This window comes from Iodobacter fluviatilis (assembly GCF_900451195.1).
GTDB lineage: Bacteria > Pseudomonadota > Gammaproteobacteria > Burkholderiales > Chitinibacteraceae > Iodobacter > Iodobacter fluviatilis.
Map to the genome: position 1 here is coordinate 417,705 of NZ_UGHR01000001.1, position 17,989 is coordinate 435,693.

The 17,989-nt window shown below is 47.0% G+C and carries 8 protein-coding genes and 7 tRNA genes; 11 read left to right on the plus strand and 4 right to left on the minus strand.

From position 1 onward, the window contains the following. Positions 1–455: 455 nt before the first annotated feature. From DYD62_RS01940 to lplT, 3 genes are read right to left on the minus strand one after another with little or no spacing between them, the layout of a single operon-like run. On the minus strand, positions 456–3,512 hold the full coding sequence (locus DYD62_RS01940) for an efflux RND transporter permease subunit (protein ID WP_115225821.1): 3,057 nt from the start codon (positions 3,510–3,512) through the stop codon (positions 456–458). Next, positions 3,509–4,624: an efflux RND transporter periplasmic adaptor subunit gene (locus tag DYD62_RS01945; RefSeq protein WP_115225822.1), complete on the minus strand. Its 1,116-nt coding sequence runs from the start codon at positions 4,622–4,624 to the stop codon at positions 3,509–3,511. Before DYD62_RS01945 ends, DYD62_RS01940 begins: the two co-directional genes overlap by 4 nt. After that, the gene (gene lplT / locus DYD62_RS01950) at positions 4,617–5,909 is read right to left on the minus strand and encodes a lysophospholipid transporter LplT (RefSeq protein ID WP_115225823.1); all 1,293 of its coding nucleotides are present in this window, start codon (positions 5,907–5,909) and stop codon (positions 4,617–4,619) included. Before lplT ends, DYD62_RS01945 begins: the two co-directional genes overlap by 8 nt. A 299-nt stretch (positions 5,910–6,208) precedes the next feature. On the opposite strand from lplT, the gene alr reads away from it, so the two are divergent. From alr to DYD62_RS01995, 9 genes are all read left to right on the plus strand, one after another. Continuing rightward, positions 6,209–7,282, plus strand: coding sequence for an alanine racemase (gene alr, locus DYD62_RS01955; protein WP_115225824.1), 1,074 nt, complete (start codon positions 6,209–6,211; stop codon positions 7,280–7,282). A gap of 330 nt (positions 7,283–7,612) precedes the next feature. After that, entirely contained in the window at positions 7,613–8,839 is a 1,227-nt protein-coding gene (locus DYD62_RS01960; RefSeq protein ID WP_115225825.1) for an aspartate kinase, read from the plus strand. A gap of 249 nt (positions 8,840–9,088) precedes the next feature. Continuing rightward, positions 9,089–9,181: transfer RNA gene (locus DYD62_RS01965), tRNA-Ser, on the plus strand. 8 nt (positions 9,182–9,189) lie between these two features. Further along, a tRNA-Arg gene (locus tag DYD62_RS01970) sits at positions 9,190–9,266 on the plus strand. Between the two features lie 51 nt (positions 9,267–9,317). Beyond that, a tRNA-Glu gene (locus DYD62_RS01975) sits at positions 9,318–9,392 on the plus strand. A gap of 71 nt (positions 9,393–9,463) precedes the next feature. Next, positions 9,464–9,540: transfer RNA gene (locus DYD62_RS01980), tRNA-Arg, on the plus strand. A gap of 51 nt (positions 9,541–9,591) precedes the next feature. Then, positions 9,592–9,666: transfer RNA gene (locus DYD62_RS01985), tRNA-Glu, on the plus strand. A gap of 23 nt (positions 9,667–9,689) precedes the next feature. Further along, positions 9,690–9,766, plus strand: a tRNA-Arg gene (locus DYD62_RS01990). 52 nt (positions 9,767–9,818) lie between these two features. Continuing rightward, a tRNA-Glu gene (locus tag DYD62_RS01995) sits at positions 9,819–9,893 on the plus strand. Positions 9,894–9,975: 82 nt separating this feature from the next. Here the strand turns inward: DYD62_RS01995 and DYD62_RS02000 are convergent. Continuing rightward, entirely contained in the window at positions 9,976–10,902 is a 927-nt protein-coding gene (locus DYD62_RS02000; protein WP_115225826.1) for a LysR family transcriptional regulator, read from the minus strand. Positions 10,903–10,993: 91 nt separating this feature from the next. Between DYD62_RS02000 and DYD62_RS02005 the strand changes: the two genes are divergently transcribed. Beyond that, the gene (locus DYD62_RS02005) at positions 10,994–11,182 is read left to right on the plus strand and encodes a hypothetical protein (protein ID WP_115225827.1); all 189 of its coding nucleotides are present in this window, start codon (positions 10,994–10,996) and stop codon (positions 11,180–11,182) included. A gap of 265 nt (positions 11,183–11,447) precedes the next feature. After that, complete coding sequence (locus DYD62_RS02010; RefSeq protein ID WP_132038593.1) at positions 11,448–17,960, plus strand: response regulator; 6,513 nt, start codon at positions 11,448–11,450, stop codon at positions 17,958–17,960. Positions 17,961–17,989: the final 29 nt, after the last annotated feature.

The window sequence follows — 17,989 nt, forward strand, 5'->3', positions numbered from 1 at the left end:
CTCGATAGGAGCACTCGGGAATGAGGGTTTAAATGCAAAGGATATTTCGCTAAGCAGGCCACAGTTTTGTAGGGTGAGTGAAACCCGCCGAAAACATTACCGTTTATCCCCGTTCAAGGAGCACAAGCTTGTGAGTGCTCTGTGGATAAGTGGGGCAAGTCTTTGTTCTGTAGGCGGCTTTTTTTGCTGATTAAATTTTAAGCAAGCTGGCTTTTAGCCATGACAATAGATAAAGGCCAGCATCTCTGCTGGCCTTTATCCTTCCTGATGATCAAGCTGCTTTAGCTTTAAGCTGAGGGCGCAAAATCTTGAACCACAGCGTAAAACGAGGCCACAGAGAAAACCATCGAATTCTTGTTTTCTCTGTGAAACTCTGTGCCCTCAGTGTTCTCTGTGGTTAAGGGTTTAGCGCTCTATCAAGGCTAACTGAAGAATCCTGCTCATCAGCTTATCTTTTATCTGGCTTTCTGCCAGCGCTTTTGTAAGCTGTCAAAGCTCAGATAAAGCGCGGGGGTGATGTAGAGGGTGATGAGTTGCGAGAGCACCAAGCCGCCAACTACTGCCACGCCCATGGGTTGGCGCAGCTCAGCACCTGCGCCGATACCGATGGCGATGGGCATCGCCCCCATAATGGCGGCCAGCGTGGTCATCATAATCGGGCGGAATCGCAGCAAGCAGGCCTCACGGATGGCGTCCTCAGGGGCTTTGCCTTCTTTACGCTCGGCCTCCAGCGCAAAGTCGATCATCATAATGGCGTTTTTCTTGACGATACCAATCAAGAGCAAAATCCCGACCATGGCGATAAAGGTGAGCGGCAGGCCAACAATATCCAGCGCAATCAGCGCCCCCACGGCCGCAGAAGGAATGCCCGCCAGAATAGTGAGCGGGTGAATCCAGCTTTCATACAGCACACCCAGAATTACATAAATCACCGCCACGGCCACCAGAATCAACCAGAGTTGGGTATTTTGCGATTGCTGGAATACGGCTGCATCCCCGGCAAAAGCACCAAATACTTTGGATGGCAGCTGGATTTCTTGCTTCAGGGATTCAATTTTGGCCGCGGCTTCAGATAGCGTTTTGCCTTCGGCCATATTAAACGATAGCGTCACCGCAGGCAGCTGGCCTTGGTGGTTGATGGCGTTATTGGTCATGATGCGCTCAACACTGGAAAACGCCGAGATCGGCACCAATACACCACTATTACTGCGGGCATAGAGTTTATTGAGCGCCGATTCATCACGCCGATATTCGTCAGAGAGCTGCATCAGTACCGAGTAGCTGTCTTGCGGCAGATAGATGGTGCTGATTTCGCGCTCGCCAAACGCGCCGTACAGGGTTTCGCGCAGGTTTTGCATATCGATGCCCAAGGTTTGGGCCTTGTCTCTGTCGATATTGAGCCTTGCTTGCAGGCCACGTTTTTCGGTGTCGGAGGTGACTTCGGTAAAGATCGGCGATTGGCGCATGGCGCGCATCAGCTTGTCTGACCAATCACTTAATTCGTCCGATTGCACGGCTTGCAGGGTGTACTGGTAGCGGCTTTTGGAGCTGCGTGCGCCAATTTTCAAGTTTTGGGTCGGGTTAAAAAACACTGATATGCCGGTAATGCCGCTGGTGTCTTTACGCAGGCTAGCTACGGTTTTTTCCATAGAAAGCCGTTGATTGCGAGGCTTTAAGGTAATAAACATTCGGCCACGGTTGCCGCTGGATAAGCTGGAAACCACCACATTTACATTGGGATTTTTTTGAATCCGCTCGGCCACTTCGGTATGCAGTTTAAGCATGGCCGGGTAGGCAATATCCTGCGGGCCCTCAGAGCTGGCCTGAATCTGGCCGATATCTTCTTCGGGGAAAAAGCCCTTGGGCATGGATTGATACAGCCAGCCGGTAAGTGCAAAAGTTGCTAGAGCAATGATCAGCATCAGCTTGCGGCGGCCCAAGCTCCAGTCCAGCGTGCGCTGATACGCGCCAAGCACTTTATGAAAGCCCTTTTCAAAAAAACGGCTCCATGCGGGCACATGGACGTCAGGGGCTTCGTGCTTAATATAACGCGCTGCCAGCATAGGGATCAGCGTCAGTGCCACTACGGCAGACACCATAATGGCTAAGGTGACGACAGCGGCAAACTCATGAAATAAGAGGCCAATGGTGCCGGGCATAAAGAAAATCGGGATAAACACGGCAATCAGCGATACCGAAATCGAGACCACGGTAAAGCCCACTTCCTGCGCTCCTTGAATCGCCGCTGCCAAAGGCTTCATGCCGTTTTCAACGTGGCGCATGATGTTTTCAAGCACCACAATCGCATCATCTACTACCAAACCAATGGCAATGGTCAGCCCCATGAGCGAGATATTGTCGAGGCTATAACCCAGCCAGTGCATCAGTGCAAAGGTGGCAATCAGTGAGATGGGTAGCGATAAAGCGGGGATCAGCGTAGCAGCAGCACGGCGTAGAAACAGTAAAATCACGCCCACAACCAGCAGCATGGTGAGCAGCATGGTGAGGTTGACGTCGTGAATCGCTTCGCGCACCGATTGTGATCTGTCGTTTAAAACCTGCACATTCACAGAGGCGGGCATTTGTGATTTTAATTGCGGCAGGGCGGCTTTGATGGCGTCAACCACGGCTACGGTATTGGCATCGGACTGGCGCATCACAGCCAGCACGATAGAGCGCTCACCGTTAATCCAGCTGCCACTTTTTACGTCTTGCACGCTATCTTCTACCGTGGCGACATCGGCGAGGCGCACCGCTTGCTTATTCTTTTGTGCAACGATTAAGTTGGAAAAATCAGCGGCATTTTTAAGCTGCTCATTGGCTTGCAGCGCCAGCACCTGGCGCTTGCCATCGAGCTGGCCAACCGGGCTGTTGGCATTGGCAGATTTAAGCGCTGCGGATAACTCTGCCAGTGTCATATCCCTTGCGGCCAATAGCTCTGGGTTAACTTGCACCCGTACGGCAAAGCGTTTTTGCCCGTAAACCGTCACCTGTGCCACGCCATTGAGGGTAGAAAGTGTGGGGGAAATCAGGTTGTCGCCGTAATCGTTTAGCTCAGCGAGGCTCATCGATGGCGAGTTAATCCCCACCATCAGCACCGGTGCATCCGCAGGGTTGACTTTGCGGTAGCTGGGCGGGCTGGTCATGTCTTTAGGCAGGCTGCGGGATGCGCGATAGAGCGCGGCTTGTACGTCGACGGCCGCATCGTCGATATTGCGGTTGGCGTCAAACTCCAGCGTTAGCGATACCTTGCCCTGAGTGCTGCTCGAGGTAATGACGGCAAGGCCGGGAATGGTTGAAAATTGCTTTTCAAGCGGTGTTGCCACCGAGGTGGACATCGTTTCCGGGCTGGCACCAGGCAAGCTGCCAGACACCTCAATGGTGGGCATATTAAAAGAGGGCAGGGCAGAAATGGGCAGATTAAACCAAGCCACTACCCCTGCCACCACCACTGCCAGCCACAGAAGTGTAGTTGCGATGGGCTTATTAATGCTGAGTAAGGAAATGTTCATTTTGCGGCACTGGCGGCAGTTTTTGGCGCACTTGCGTCACGTTTTTTGGCTTCGCGTACTTTGCTGCCTTCACGCAGATTTTGCCCGCCTTCTTTCACTACTTTGATATTGCTGCCAATGCCGCTGACCACGGCGCGCTCGTTTTCGACTTGCAGCAATTCAACCTGTATCGATTTAACCGTTTGATCTGCCTGAATGGCAAAAACAAAGCGATGATCTGGGCCGGTTTGTACCGCCTGAGTCGGCAAGACTACGGCGTTTTTAAGCGTGCCCGCAGCCACTTGCACAGGTACAAAAGCGCCAGGCCAGAGCAGGTTTTTGGGGTTGGAAAATTCTGCCTTTAAGGCGATGGTGCCCGAGCTTGAGTTAACGGCATTATCGATAAAGCTCAGCTTGCCCTGCATTTTATTGCCGTCGGCTAAGCGGGCGCTGACTAAAATAGGCTGAGGTGCGTTTTGTAAAAGACTTAAATCACGCTCAGGCAGGCTGAATGCCACGGTGATGGGGTCCAGCTGGCTGATGGTCACCAGTGGAATTGCAATACTTGGCTGCACATAGCTGCCGGTATGCACTTCAACCAGACCCGCACGGCCACTGAGCGGTGCTTTGATTTGCGAATAAGATAAGTTGATTTTTGCCGCATCCACCGCCGCACGCTCTGCAGCGAGTGTGGCTTGCAGGGTTTCTAATTTGCTTTGGGCATTGTCGAGTGCGGTTTTGGAAATAAAGCTTTGAAGTGCTAGCTCTTTAGAGCGGGTGTAATCCCTTTCTGCGGCAGCTAGCTGGGCCTGGCTTTGTGCGAGTTTAGCAATGGCCTGGCGCACATTGGCTTCCTCGGTCCTGGCGTCTAGGCTGAATAAAAGCTGGCCCGCCTGGATCTGATCACCTTCTTTAAAATGAACTTTACTAATCAAGCCACTTGTTTGCGGGCGGACTTCCACCTGATCCAGCGGGCTGACATGGCCCTGTGCGCTTAAATTCAGCGCAATGTCCGCCGTCTGCGTTGTGGTGGCCGTTACTTGCTGGGGAGGGCGCTCAGTTTTTTCTTTTACTGTTTCTTTACCACAGCCCACAAGGATCAGGGCAATCAGGGTCAGGCTAAATTTAGTCATTCATAATTCCAGCACGAACACCGCGCCGAAATCGTACGGTGATCGCAATCATAGTCAGGGCCACCATCAGGCCAAAGCCGGTAATAATGGCGTACATAGGAGGAATTCCACTGGCCTGGAATTGGTGGGCTACCGCTTTACTCACATTGTCGGTAATGGGATGGCTGAAATATTTCACCATCATGGCATGTATACCTACCATGACCAGAATACCGATATTTTCATTAAAATTTTGCACGGCAATAGAGTGCCCCGCACCCATCAGTGTATGCCCTCTGTGTTGCAACATTGCGTTCAATGGCACCACAAAGAAGCCGGACAGGCAGCCAACAATAAACATCAGAAACGCAGCCAGCCAGGTATTGTGAACAAACAGCATGCCGATCACCAAAATGCCCATGGCGATACCCGCAGGTAAAACACAAAATGCTTTTTTGAGCGGAACATAATGCCCAGCAAGAATGGCGCCTGCCGCAATGCCAAATGCAACGACTGCGACTAGTTGAGTCGCTTGCTCCATGGAAAAGTTCAACCAAATAATGGCCCAGTTCAATACTACCAAGCGCATGGTGGCACCCGCGCCCCAGAATAGCGTGGTAACACCAAGGGATAACTGGCCCTGAGGGTCTTTCCAAAGCTTGGCTACGCAGCCCCAGAATTCTTTAATCAGCGCGACAGGCTGCAGCTGCAAGGGTTTGAGCTCTATATTTAATTTAGGGATGTAGCAGTTCAGCCAAGATGCGGCTAGATAGAGCAAAATAATTGCAGCAATCGCAAAGGTTGCCGGGGTAAAGAAAGCCCCCAGCACGGTGCTGTTTAGCCAGGGAGCAACGTGAGAGCCAGCAAGTAAGCCGCCTAATATCGTGCCAAAGATAATGGCACTGACGGTTGCGCCTTCCAGCCAGCCATTGGCGGCAACCAGTTTTTCGTGAGGTAAGTATTCGGTAATGATGCCGTATTTGGCAGGGGAATAGGCTGCAGCGCCAAAGCCGACAAGGGCGTAGGCCATAATCGGCGGGATGCCCACAAGCATGCCAAGGCAACCGGCCAGTTTGATGCCATTACAAATCATCATGGCCTTGCCCTTGTGCATGGAATCGGCAAAAGAGCCGGCAAAGGGGGCAAGCACTACATAGGACACTGTAAAACACCAAAGTAGCATGGATAAATGCCATTCGGGGGAGTGTTGCTCTTTTAGTAGCGCAAGGGCCGCAAAGAAGAGGGCGTTGTCAGCAAGCGCAGATAAAAATTGCGCGCCAAGAATAATGAAAAATCCACGATCCATCTTGGAACAGTACCCTTTTTTATAGTGTGGGGTTTATATCACGAAATGCAGGCATCCTGCCGGACTTAGGTGGCCGATGCAAAAAATTGCATGATCAGGATCAGATTTTGCCGGATTTACAGCGTAAATGTGAGGCATTGGTCAATATAAGCAGTTAAGTACAAGGCTAGGAAGGTGATTTTTACGCTGACAGATCCTAAGCCCTGCAGCTTGCCATCAGTAAAGCATTGTCGCTTTTGCGTCTTACATGTCATCAACAAGGTTTATACTCTACGCTTTTCCTTTGCCATGGTTTTGTCATGACCCGCCCGATTCGTGCTGTGATTCATACGGCAGCACTTGCTTCTAATTATGCGCATGTAAAAGCATGCGCACCAAATAGTAAAGTTTTTGCAGTTGTTAAAGCGAATGCCTACGGCCATGGCATTGCAAATATGGCAGCTGCGCTGCCCGGTGCAGATGCTTTTGCTACTTTAGAAATGCCTTCTGCACTGACCTTAAGAGAGTTAGGGGTAAAGCAAGCCATTCTATTATTAGAAGGTGTATTTTCTGCTGCCGAGCTGCAGCTGTGCGCCAAGCACGATTTCTGGCTGTCAGTGCATGATGAGCGCGGCATAGGCTGGCTAGAAAACACTGATTTAAGCCGTCCTGTGCATATTTTCTTAAAATTAAATACCGGCATGAACCGGCTTGGCTTTCCGGCCGAAAAAGCGCCGGCTTTAGTTGAGCGCCTGCAACATTGCAGTAATGTGGCAAGTATTACGCTGATGGCACATTTTGCGACAGCGGATGATCCGGAGCAGGGGGTGGCCGCGCAATGCGCACGTTTTGACGCGGCATGCAGCGGGCTGGCGCTGCCTGTTTCTCTTGCTAATTCGGCCGCTTTACTGGCTTACCCGGAAACACAACGTCAGTGGGTAAGACCCGGCATTGTTTTATATGGTTCATCCCCTTTTAGCGAAAAAAGTGCTGCAGAGCTGGGTTTGCAGGCGGCCATGACTTTAAGTGCTGAAGTGATCGCTGTTCAGGATCTTAAAGAAGGCGATACCGTCGGATATGGCGCCGGCTTCGTTGCAGCAAGGCCAATGCGGATAGGGATTGTGGCCTGCGGCTACGCCGATGGTTATCCGCGCCACGCACCAACGGGAACCCCAGCTTTGGTGGATGGCGCGCGCAGCAGGCTGATAGGCCGGGTATCGATGGATATGCTGGCTGTTGATTTAAGCGAATTACCTAGCTCTGGTGTGGGAAGCTCGGTTGAGCTATGGGGCAAAAACTTGCCGGTTGATGATGTTGCCGCTGCGGCAGGCACCATCGGCTATGAGCTGATGTGCGCAGTAGCGGCCCGGGTGCCTGTATTTGTCGAGTTCTGATCCGGGCTTTAACCATACCGCAATGCATAAAGGCGCAAACAAAGCTTATCAGTCAGCTTTAGTTTTGCGCCTTTTTTGTTTAACACGATTTATTTCTTTTGAGTGTGTTTGCTTTTTCTATGTTGGTTTTTTGTTGTTCTTTGCACTAAATAGCAGGCTCAGGGCGATGTGTTTAAAACATATAGCCATTGCTTGTGATGTTTATGCCTAAACAGCATAACAATTCATGAATAAATAATGACTTAAACTGTTTTCTTGCTCGAAAAGATCGCCGGCTTTCATTACAATGATCTTTCCTTTTAAAACCTACCCAAGCAGCAGGTTTGATCCATGGCATTGATTGTCCAGAAATATGGCGGCACCTCGGTAGGTACTACCGAGCGGATTAAAAACGTGGCTCGCCGCGTGGCTAAATTCAAAGCAGAAGGGCACGATATAGTCGTTGCTGTTTCTGCGATGTCCGGCGAAACCAATAAGCTGATCGCACTGGCTAAAGAAATTCAGGCCAACCCAGATCCTCGTGAATTGGATGTCATTGTCTCTACCGGTGAGCAGGTCACTATTGGCCTACTGGCTATGGCGCTGAAAGAAATCGGCGTTGATGCAGTAAGCTACACCGGTGGTCAGGTCAAGATCCTGACCGACAGCGCGCACACCAAGGCGCGCATCCAGCATATTGACGATGGCGGAATGCGCAGCGATCTGGCCGCTGGCAAGGTTGTGATTGTTGCGGGCTTTCAGGGCGTAGACGCACAGGGCAATATCACGACCTTGGGCCGTGGTGGCTCCGACACCACAGGTGTTGCGCTGGCCGCAGCACTTAAGGCTGACGAATGCCAGATCTACACCGATGTGGATGGCGTTTACACCACAGACCCGCGCGTAGTGCCAGAGGCACGCAAGCTTTCCACGATTACTTTTGAAGAAATGCTGGAAATGGCCAGCTTAGGCTCAAAGGTATTACAGACCCGATCGGTTGAATTTGCCGGTAAATACAATGTGAAGTTACGTGTCTTGTCTTCTTTTGAAGAAGAGGGCGATGGCACGCTGATTACCTTCGAGGAAGACAGTAAGATGGAAAAACCCGTTATTTCCGGCATTGCGTTTAACCGTGATGAAGCCCGTATCAATGTGATCGGCGTGCCAGATAAACCGGGCATTGCTTATCAAATTTTAGGGCCAGTGGCGGATGCTAATATCGACGTTGATATGATTATCCAAAACGTGGGCCAGGATGGCACAACTGATTTCTCCTTTACCGTCCCTAAAAATGATTTGGGCCGTGCGATTAAAGTATTAGAAGGCGCACAAAGCCAGATCAGCGCCCGCCAGATCAATGGCGACGATAAGATCTGTAAAGTATCGATCGTGGGTGTGGGCATGCGCTCGCATGTCGGTGTGGCTTCAACAATGTTCCGCACGCTTGCTGAAGAAGGGATCAATATCCAAATGATTTCTACTTCCGAGATTAAAATCTCAGTTGTGGTGGATGAAAAGTATCTTGAGCTTGCTGTGCGCGTGCTGCATAAAGCGTTTGGTCTGGATACAATTGAGTAAAATCAGCTCAGAATAAAGAATCTGACTCTGTCCTAAAACAATGTTTGTTATGTTTTTGACCGTGATATCTGATTTTTTAAAAAGGTGCAGAATTTTTTATTCTGCACCTTCTTGTTTTTTTACCTTACAAAACAAAACACTAGCTTTTGATTGATGCCGTACTGTAAGAAATAGCTAATGAAACTTAAATTATTTTCAGCTTAGCGGTTGACGGCTTTGCGGTGTTTGCGTAGTATTCGGGTCCTTGACGGAGAGTTGGCCGAGTGGTCGAAGGCACTCCCCTGCTAAGGGAGCATACGGGCAAAACCTGTATCGAGGGTTCGAATCCCTTGCTCTCCGCCAAGCATGTTGCGGCTGTAGCTCAGTTGGATAGAGTATCTGGCTACGAACCAGAGGGTCAGGAGTTCGAATCTCTTCAGCCGCACCATTAAATACGTTGAGTCTTTTGATTCAGTGATATTTAAGTAGTTTTAAAGATGTTCCCATAGTTTAGCGGTTAGAACACTGCCCTTTCACGGCGGCGGCCGGGGTTCGATTCCCCGTGGGAACGCCAGAATTTGTAAGACGTAAGTTCGGAATATCAAGGCCGGCTAAGCCGGTTTTTTTATTTTTTGAACTTGCAGAGCGGCTGTAGCTCAGTTGGATAGAGTATCTGGCTACGAACCAGAGGGTCAGGAGTTCGAATCTCTTCAGCCGCACCATTAAATACGTTGAGTCTTTTGATTCAGTAATATTTAAGTAGTTTTAAAGATGTTCCCATAGTTTAGCGGTTAGAACACTGCCCTTTCACGGCGGCGGCCGGGGTTCGATTCCCCGTGGGAACGCCAAAATTTAGTATATACAGAAGTATGCGGCTGTAGCTCAGTTGGATAGAGTATCTGGCTACGAACCAGAGGGTCAGGAGTTCGAATCTCTTCAGCCGCACCATTAAATACCTTGAGTCTTTTGATTTAGTGATATTTAAGTAGTTTTAAAAAATGTTCCCATAGTTTAGCGGTTAGAACACTGCCCTTTCACGGCGGCGGCCGGGGTTCGATTCCCCGTGGGAACGCCAAGTATTGCATGATGCATACTGTATAAATCACCACTCCACCTCATGGGTTGAGTGGTTTTTTTACGCCTGAAATTTGTGTGACTTATTGAAGCGGTTTGCTTAAATTGTTTTGCAAGCGTGCTTGGATACGTGGCACAACAAATTGAATAAACGCCTCATATTTTTTGGGTAGCGGGTGATGGTAGGGGTAGACCAGATAAAAGGGGTAGGGCGCTGGTTGCCAGCCTGGTAAAACCTCCTGGATTTCACCTTTACTGACCAGAGGCTCTGCAATATAGGCAGGTAATAAAGCGACACCAAAGCCAGCAGCAACAGCGCTGGCTGTGCTGGCATAGCTATCAATAGAGAACTGGCTATGTAGCTCAATTTGCTCGATTTTTCCTTCGCATTCCAGTAGCCAGCTGCCTTCTTGCTCTTGATGTAATTCGAGTAAAACACGGTGTGACATTAAATCACAAGGATGATCCAGCCGTCCTGCCTGTGCAAGATAACTAGCTGAGGCATAAATCCTTTTTTGTGATAAGCCCAGATGCCTTGCCACCAGATTTTCATCTCCCACTGTTCTTGATCTAAGGCAAAAATCAATACCATCTGCGATGGGGTTTTTAAGCCTGTGATCCGTGTCTAATTCAAGGCGTATGGCAGGGTATTGCAAGCTGAATTCAACTAGGATGGGGGCCAGTATGGTTTGCCCGAAGGCTTGAGTGGCACTAATACGAAGTGGCCCCTCTACCGTTGCCTGCAGTCCTTCAATATCCCTGCGTGATTGCTGCAGCATCTCTCGTAATGCAGCAGCATGCACAGCCAGCCTGATCCCCGCCTCTGTGAGTGATACCCGTCTTGTGGTTCTGAGCACCAGCAGGGTAGCAAGCTCTGCCTCTAGGCGTTTTACACTTTGGCTGATATGGCTTTTAGTGCAAGCAAGTAAGTCAGCCGCGGCGGTAAAGCTGGCAGTGCGTGCAAGCGCATCGAAGGCGAGTAAGGCATCAGGTGGGAGCATTGTTTTCATATGCAAACAGTGTGTCGTTTTTAGCTAGTTTATCGCAATTTAATTGCCAATTACTATGTCATTGTCAATTAAATAAAACGATGGTGCCAGAATGATTGCGATCTTACGTCAGTTTTTTAACGCCCGTATTCAGCGGCCTGTGCAAATAACTTTTTATCTGAAACGAGCCGTGACTGCGCTGCTTGGTTTTTGGTGGCGGGGTTTCTTGCCTTGCGGGCAGGCATTAAGGGATGAAATTGAGGCATTAGAGCGTGTGCGGGATCGCTGGCGTTCCCGCTAGCCGTCATCGATCTAAGGTTGGGTAATTCAGTCCATAAAATATAGTTTTCATGTGGTTTGCCATAAAGCGATGCATCTGATCAGGGATAATACCTGGCTGTGCAGCAACAACTCTGTGGGACACTCTGAGTCAATGAAGGTTTTAGGCAGCTTGCCTGAATTTTTCATAAAATGAAGGGTATCTTTTAGTTTGCAAAAAAATGGTTCTAAAAGTTTACTTTTAGCGATTGTTGTTGGCGAACAGGGTGGAAAGCACATTGGCTAAAATGAATCATTCCCTTTCGGACTTACTGATTGTTTTGAATAAAGCTTTGCAATTAGCAGAGCAGCTTGCTGTTTGGCATGAAAAAAAAGGGGTACATGGCGCTTTACGGCCTGAATATATTAGTTTTACAGATTCAGGTGCCAGTATCAGCCCTGCACATCAGGAAGAACTTGCACTTAGCCTGCTTTGCCTGCGTTATGCCTCGCCAGAGCAGGCTGGTCGCTTAGCGCAATTTGATAAGCGCAGTGATTTATACTCTCTGGGCGTTATTCTCTATGAGTGGATTACAGGGCGCCTTCCTTTTTCTGCTGATGATTTACTTGATTTAGCTCATCAGCAAATGTCTTCATTACCTGTTGCGCCAGCCTCTCTGGAGCCACAATTACCCTTACAGATTTCTCATCTTATTTTAAAGCTCTTGGCGAAATCTCCGGAAGCTAGATATGCAACAGCCAAAGGTTTGGCTGCGGATCTTGCTCTGTGTATTCAGCAATTAAAAACAGCAGGCTATATTGCTTTATTTATATTGGGTGAAACAGATTCAGGATCACAATTTATGATTCCGGATCATTTATATGGCCGGGAACAAGAAATTGATTATTTGCAGCAGTTATATTCAAGAGCGGCTCAGGGGCAAGCGATTATTTGCATGTTAGGCGGGTATTCGGGGGTAGGAAAATCCACTTTAGCACTTTCAATTCGGGATGAAGTCCAAAATAAGGGAGGGCGGCTTATTGTTGGTAAGTTTGATCAATTCAGACGTGATTCACCTTATTCAGCATTAATAGAAGCCTTTAAGTCACTGCTTCGTCAGGTATTAGCCAGTAAACAGGCAGAGTTAGCACAATGGCGTGAGAAAATCGCAGACTCACTGGGTGAAAACGCACAAATTGTTATTGATGTTCTTCCTGATTTAGAAAAAATAATTGGCCCACAATCCGCTGCACCTTTGCTAAGTGGCCTTGCGGCTCAGCGCCGGTTTAATGAACTGTTTGCTCAGTTAGTGGCGCTATTTGCCAGTAAAGAGCATCCGTTGGCGATATTTTTAGATGATTTACAGTGGGCTGATTTTGCTTCGCTTGCTTTGATTCAGTCCTTTGCTAAAAGCAGTATGGCAGCTCACATACTGATTATTGCGGCATATCGTGATAATGAGGTCGATGCGAATCACCCATTAGTTAATATGCTAAATGAGGTACTTAAAAGCAAGGCTTGTGTTGAAAAACTAGCTTTACAGCCTCTGCATGCTGAGCATTTAAGTGAGTTGATTCAGGATACCTGCCGCAATATTCAGAATGTGGCTGAGTTAAGCTATTTACTGATGAGCAAAACGGAAGGTAATCCATTTTATGCAAGACAGTTTCTTAAAAATATGCAGGCTAAAGGGCAGTTGTTTTTTGATTTTACTGACAATACTTGGCACTGGCAATTAGACCTAGCCCGCCTGCAAGATGCTGCAGATAATGTAGTTGAATTAATGATGCAGCGTTTAAATCGCTTTTCAGTTGAAACTCAAACTGTATTACAAACGGCTGCCTGTATTGGAAAGCGCTTTGATTTATCATTATTGGCTATTGTTGAAAATATAAGCGAATCTTTTGCGCTTACATTATTGGCTCCTGCTCTGCATGATGAGTTGCTGCTTGCTGTTCATGAGGGAGGTGAGCGAAAAGTATTTCAGTTTGCCCATGACCGGATTCAGCAAGCCGCCTATTCTGTTACTTTAGATCGCAATTTAAACAGCCTGCATTTAGAGATTGGTCGCTGTTTATTGCAGCAGATATCTGCTGAGGCGACCGAAGCGCCATTGTTTGAAATTGTGGATCAACTTAATTTTGGTCTGGACAAAGTTAGGCAGCCTCTGGAGCGAATTGCCTACGCTCAGCTTAATTTACGGGCAGGTATTAAAGCGAGAGAGGCAATGGCCTATCAGGCCGCCATGCGATATTTAGATACGGCTATTTTCTTATTACCCGAAAATTCATGGTCAGAACATTATCAACTTAGCTTTGATATTTACCTAAATGCATCAGAAGCTTGCGATTTATGTAATCTGGATGAGCGATTTGAGCTACTGGTTGAAACTTTATTATCTAAGGGGCAGAGCGCTTTAGATAAAGCCCATGCACGGATCAGACAAAGTATTTATTACAGCCGCAAAGGCAGGATGGCCGAAAACCTTGAAGCAGGCCGGCTTGGTTTGATTTTATTTGGTATGGATATCCCTGAAGTAAATGATCACTATAGAATGAATGAACGTTTTAAAAGTGAAATGGTGATGTTCAGAAATTATTTTTCAGATAAAAAATTATCTGATTTATATAATTTACCTTTTGCGCATGATGCAGAAACAGATATTATTTTAAAACTTATTGCGTCTATTTCTGAATCTGCTATTTTTACTCATTATCCTTTGTTTTCGCTAATTTCTGTTCTTGGCGTTAACCGCTCGATTGCATTTGGTAATGCACTGCTTTCTCCTTTTTGTTATACCCTTTTGGGTATTACAATGATTTCACAATTTAATAATTATCAGGATGCCCGCAATATTGCGGATGCTGGTTTAAAGTTAAGCAGAGAAAAACTGTTTGATTTATGGGGCTATAACCGTGCATTTACTTATTACACATGGAATATTAATCATTGGACTTTGCACGCTGAGACTACGCTACCTCTTTTAGATGAAAATTATAATCTGGCACTGAAAGCACATGATTTAGTTTATGGTGCTTATGTATTAGTGGCCAAGCCATGGAGTCATTTTTTATTAGGCCGCAGTATGCTCGATGTGATTTCCAGCAATCAGCAACTGGGGCAATATTGTTTAACGCATGATGTAATTTTTCCTGTAACGCTGGCGCAGCCTTTTGAAGCTTTAGCCCGGGTGTTACATGGGGAAAGCGGCTCCTTGAGCGATTTAAACAGCGAGCATTTTGATGTACAGGCATTTCGGCAAATCTGGGGTAGTGTGCCCATTGTCATGGCAGGTTTGCATATTGCACAACTTTCTTTGCATATTTATTCACAGGAATATGATGCAGCTTTGTTATTGGCGGAGCAAATAGGCAAAGATTATCCATCAACCTATTTATTAAATTTAGTCTGGAAGTTTTCCCATGGTTTGGCGCTGGCTGCTTTAGCCAGAAAGAACTCTGGAAAAAAACGACAGGCTTATATTGATGCCATGGAGGCCATCAGCGAATACTTTGAGCAAATTTCTAAAGAGGGAACGCCTGAAAATGTAGAGCATAAACTGGTTTTTTTACGTGCCGAGCAGGCGCGTCTGGATAATCGAACTGAGGATGCTGAGCTTTTATACTGGCATGCTATTCGCCTTGCTCAACAAAGAGGTTTTTTGCTGGATGAGGCCTATTTTTATGAAATGCTTGGATTATGGCTGGAGGAAAGAGCCTGCGCTTTTGAGCCTATTCAGCAAATTTTAACTCAAGCGGCAACCTGTTATCGGCAGTGCCATGCATTAGCGCTGATGGGGCGGGTTGAGCTGCGTTTAAAAGTGTTGCCAAGGCAGGAGCTGGAGGTTATTCAAAACGATGTGGATGCGCTGCATGCCTTAGATAGCCTTGATACGTTGGCTATTTTGCGGGCAGTTCAAGCGATTTCCAGTGAAGTGGGCGTGCAGCCATTATTAGGGCGTTTACTGAAAATTATTATCGAAGCCGCAGGTGCTGATCGTGGTGCCATTGTGGTGCGTGACGGTGATCAGTTGCAAATTGAGGCGATTCTTAATTTTGTACAGCCGGTATTACCTGAGAGTTTATTGCGTTTTGTTTTTAATACAGGGCAAACCACTTTATTAAATGAGCTAACGCAGTTTTCTGAATTCAGGGGAGATATTTATTTTACGCAGTATCGTCCTGCTTCTATTCTTTGTCGTGCATTGGGGCGCAGCAGTGCCGGACGCCGGGTATTGTATTTAGAGCACAGCACGATCAGTAATACATTTTCTATGCAGCGCAGGCAGGTATTAGAGTGGTTGTCTGCACAGGCTGCCATTTCTATTGAAAATGCACAAATGTATCAGGAGCTTGAATCATTGGTGGCCAAGCGCAAGGTAGAGCTTGAGCGTAATCGGAATGTACTGGAATCCATTTTAGAATTCTCCCCTGCTTTGGTTTCTTTAAAAGATTTAAATGGCCGCTATTTGCGGCACAATTTGCGTTTTGCTGAATTATTTAATCGGGCAGGTGAATCTCTGGTAGGGATGACCGATGAAGAGATTGCGGGGCCGGAAACAGCAGATCGTTTCTTGATTCAGGATAAGCGGGTAATTGCAGAAAATGCACCTCAGCGGGTTGAGGAAGAAATCATGACTGCTGATGGATTACATACCTTTTTAACGCATAAATTTCCCCTGCGGGATGCGGATGGCAGTGTTTATGCTGTTGGGGGAATTGCGATGGATATTACCGAATTAAAATTGGCACAAAAAACTGCAGAGGCGGCAACACAGGCAAAAAGTGCATTTCTGGCCAATATGAGCCATGAAATCAGAACACCAATGAATGCGGTTATTGGTATGGCTCATTTAGCATTGAAAACAAATTTAAATGAGCGTCAGCGTGATTATGTGCAGAAAATTCATTACGCAGGTCAGTCTTTATTGGGAATAATTAACGATATTTTAGATTTTTCTAAGATTGAAGAGGGTAAATTATCTATTGAAAAAATTGATTTTAATCTTGACCAGGTCTTTGCCAATATTGCGACTCTGACATCAGGCAAAGCAGAAGACAAAGGTATTGAATATCTTTTTCAAGTGCACCCGAATGTACCGAGATATTTAGTTGGTGATCCACTGCGCTTGGGGCAGGTATTACTGAATATGGTGAGTAATGCAATTAAATTTACCGAAAAAGGTGAAGTACATGTAATTTGTGAGTTAATCCGTTCTGATGAAAAGCAGGTGGTTTTGCGCTTTTCTGTCCGGGATACGGGTATGGGCATGAGTTCAGAACAGGTAAAAAAACTGTTTTTACCTTTTAGCCAAGCGGATAGTACAACCACGCGCAAATTTGGTGGTACAGGCCTAGGATTGTCGATTTCCAAGCGCTTGGTTGAAATGATGGGCGGGGAAATTGAAGTGCAAAGCGTGCCAGAACGGGGCTCTGTTTTTGCGTTTAGCTGTGTTTTTGGCCATGAAACCGCTCAGCAGCACAACACTACACGCTTACCTCACCATTTACATGGCATGCGTATTTTGGTGGTGGATGATAATTCGGTTGCCCGTGAGATTTTGCAGGAATCACTGCAAAGTCTTACTTTTGTAGTAGATGCTGTGTCTTCCGGAGAAGATGCGCTAGTCAATTTGCACCGTGCCGATGCAAAACAGCAACCCTATGGCGTGGTTTTTACAGACTGGCATATGCCGGAAATGAATGGCCTTGAATTAGCCCGCAGAATTAATCTGGATAAAAGACTGTGTCATACGCCATCGCTTGTACTGGTGACGGCTTATACCCGTGAAGATATTCGCGCAGAAGCACAAGCGGCGCATGTAGATGGTTTTTTATTTAAACCAATTAATCAATCAATGGTTGTGGATACTTTATTAACAATCTTTGCGCCTGAATTATTGCGAGATATAGCATCATTTACCCGTACCGATATTATTCCTTACTTAAAAGGCATGCGTGTTTTATTGGTAGAGGATAATTTAGTTAACCAGCAGATCGCTTTAGAGTTAATGCGCTCTGCGGCTATTGAGGTTGATATTGCAAATAATGGCCATGAAGCGATTAAAAAAATAGTGGAATTTGGTCCTAAGCATTATCACTGCGTATTAATGGATCTGCAAATGCCAAAAATGGATGGCCATGAAGCGACAGCTGTAATTCGCAGTGATGCAGTGTTTAATACCCTGCCTATTATTGCAATGACGGCTCATGCCATTAATGAAGAAAGAGCCCGTTGTTTAGCTGAAGGGATGAATGAACATATCACCAAGCCAATTGATCCGGCTTTATTATTTGAGCGTTTGCAATACTGGCATCAGCATCGTTTATCCGCTGATGGCAGTACACGTATTTATATTGGCGATCTCTTGCCAGAGGAACCGGCCACTAAAACACCTCCAGAGGAGCCCAAGCCCGCTGAAGTCATTTTATCCGGATCGAAGGATTTATCTGAATTGGATAAGCTGAAATTATTATCGGGTGTGGCTGGTTTGGATATGGATGATGGACTGGCAAGGCTGGGGCAGAATGCTGCATTGTATTGGCTGGTCATTCAGCAACTGGTCATGACCGAGCAGGACAACCCGGAAAGAATTCGTGCCGCACTAGCACAGGGAGATTTTGAAAGTGCTTCCAGAGCGGCGCATTCTTTAAAAGGTGCTGCTGCAAATTTGTCGTTCAATGATATAACGCAATTTGCGGCCAAGGTTGAGTCTTTATTGCGTCAGGGAGAAAGAGGCGATGTGTTATATCGATATATCAATGAGCTTGATCAGTCTCTTCAGCTGCTGTGTCGTGCCATTGAGCAAATTGATCAGTAATTAATCTTCATATAAAAAACACCGCATTG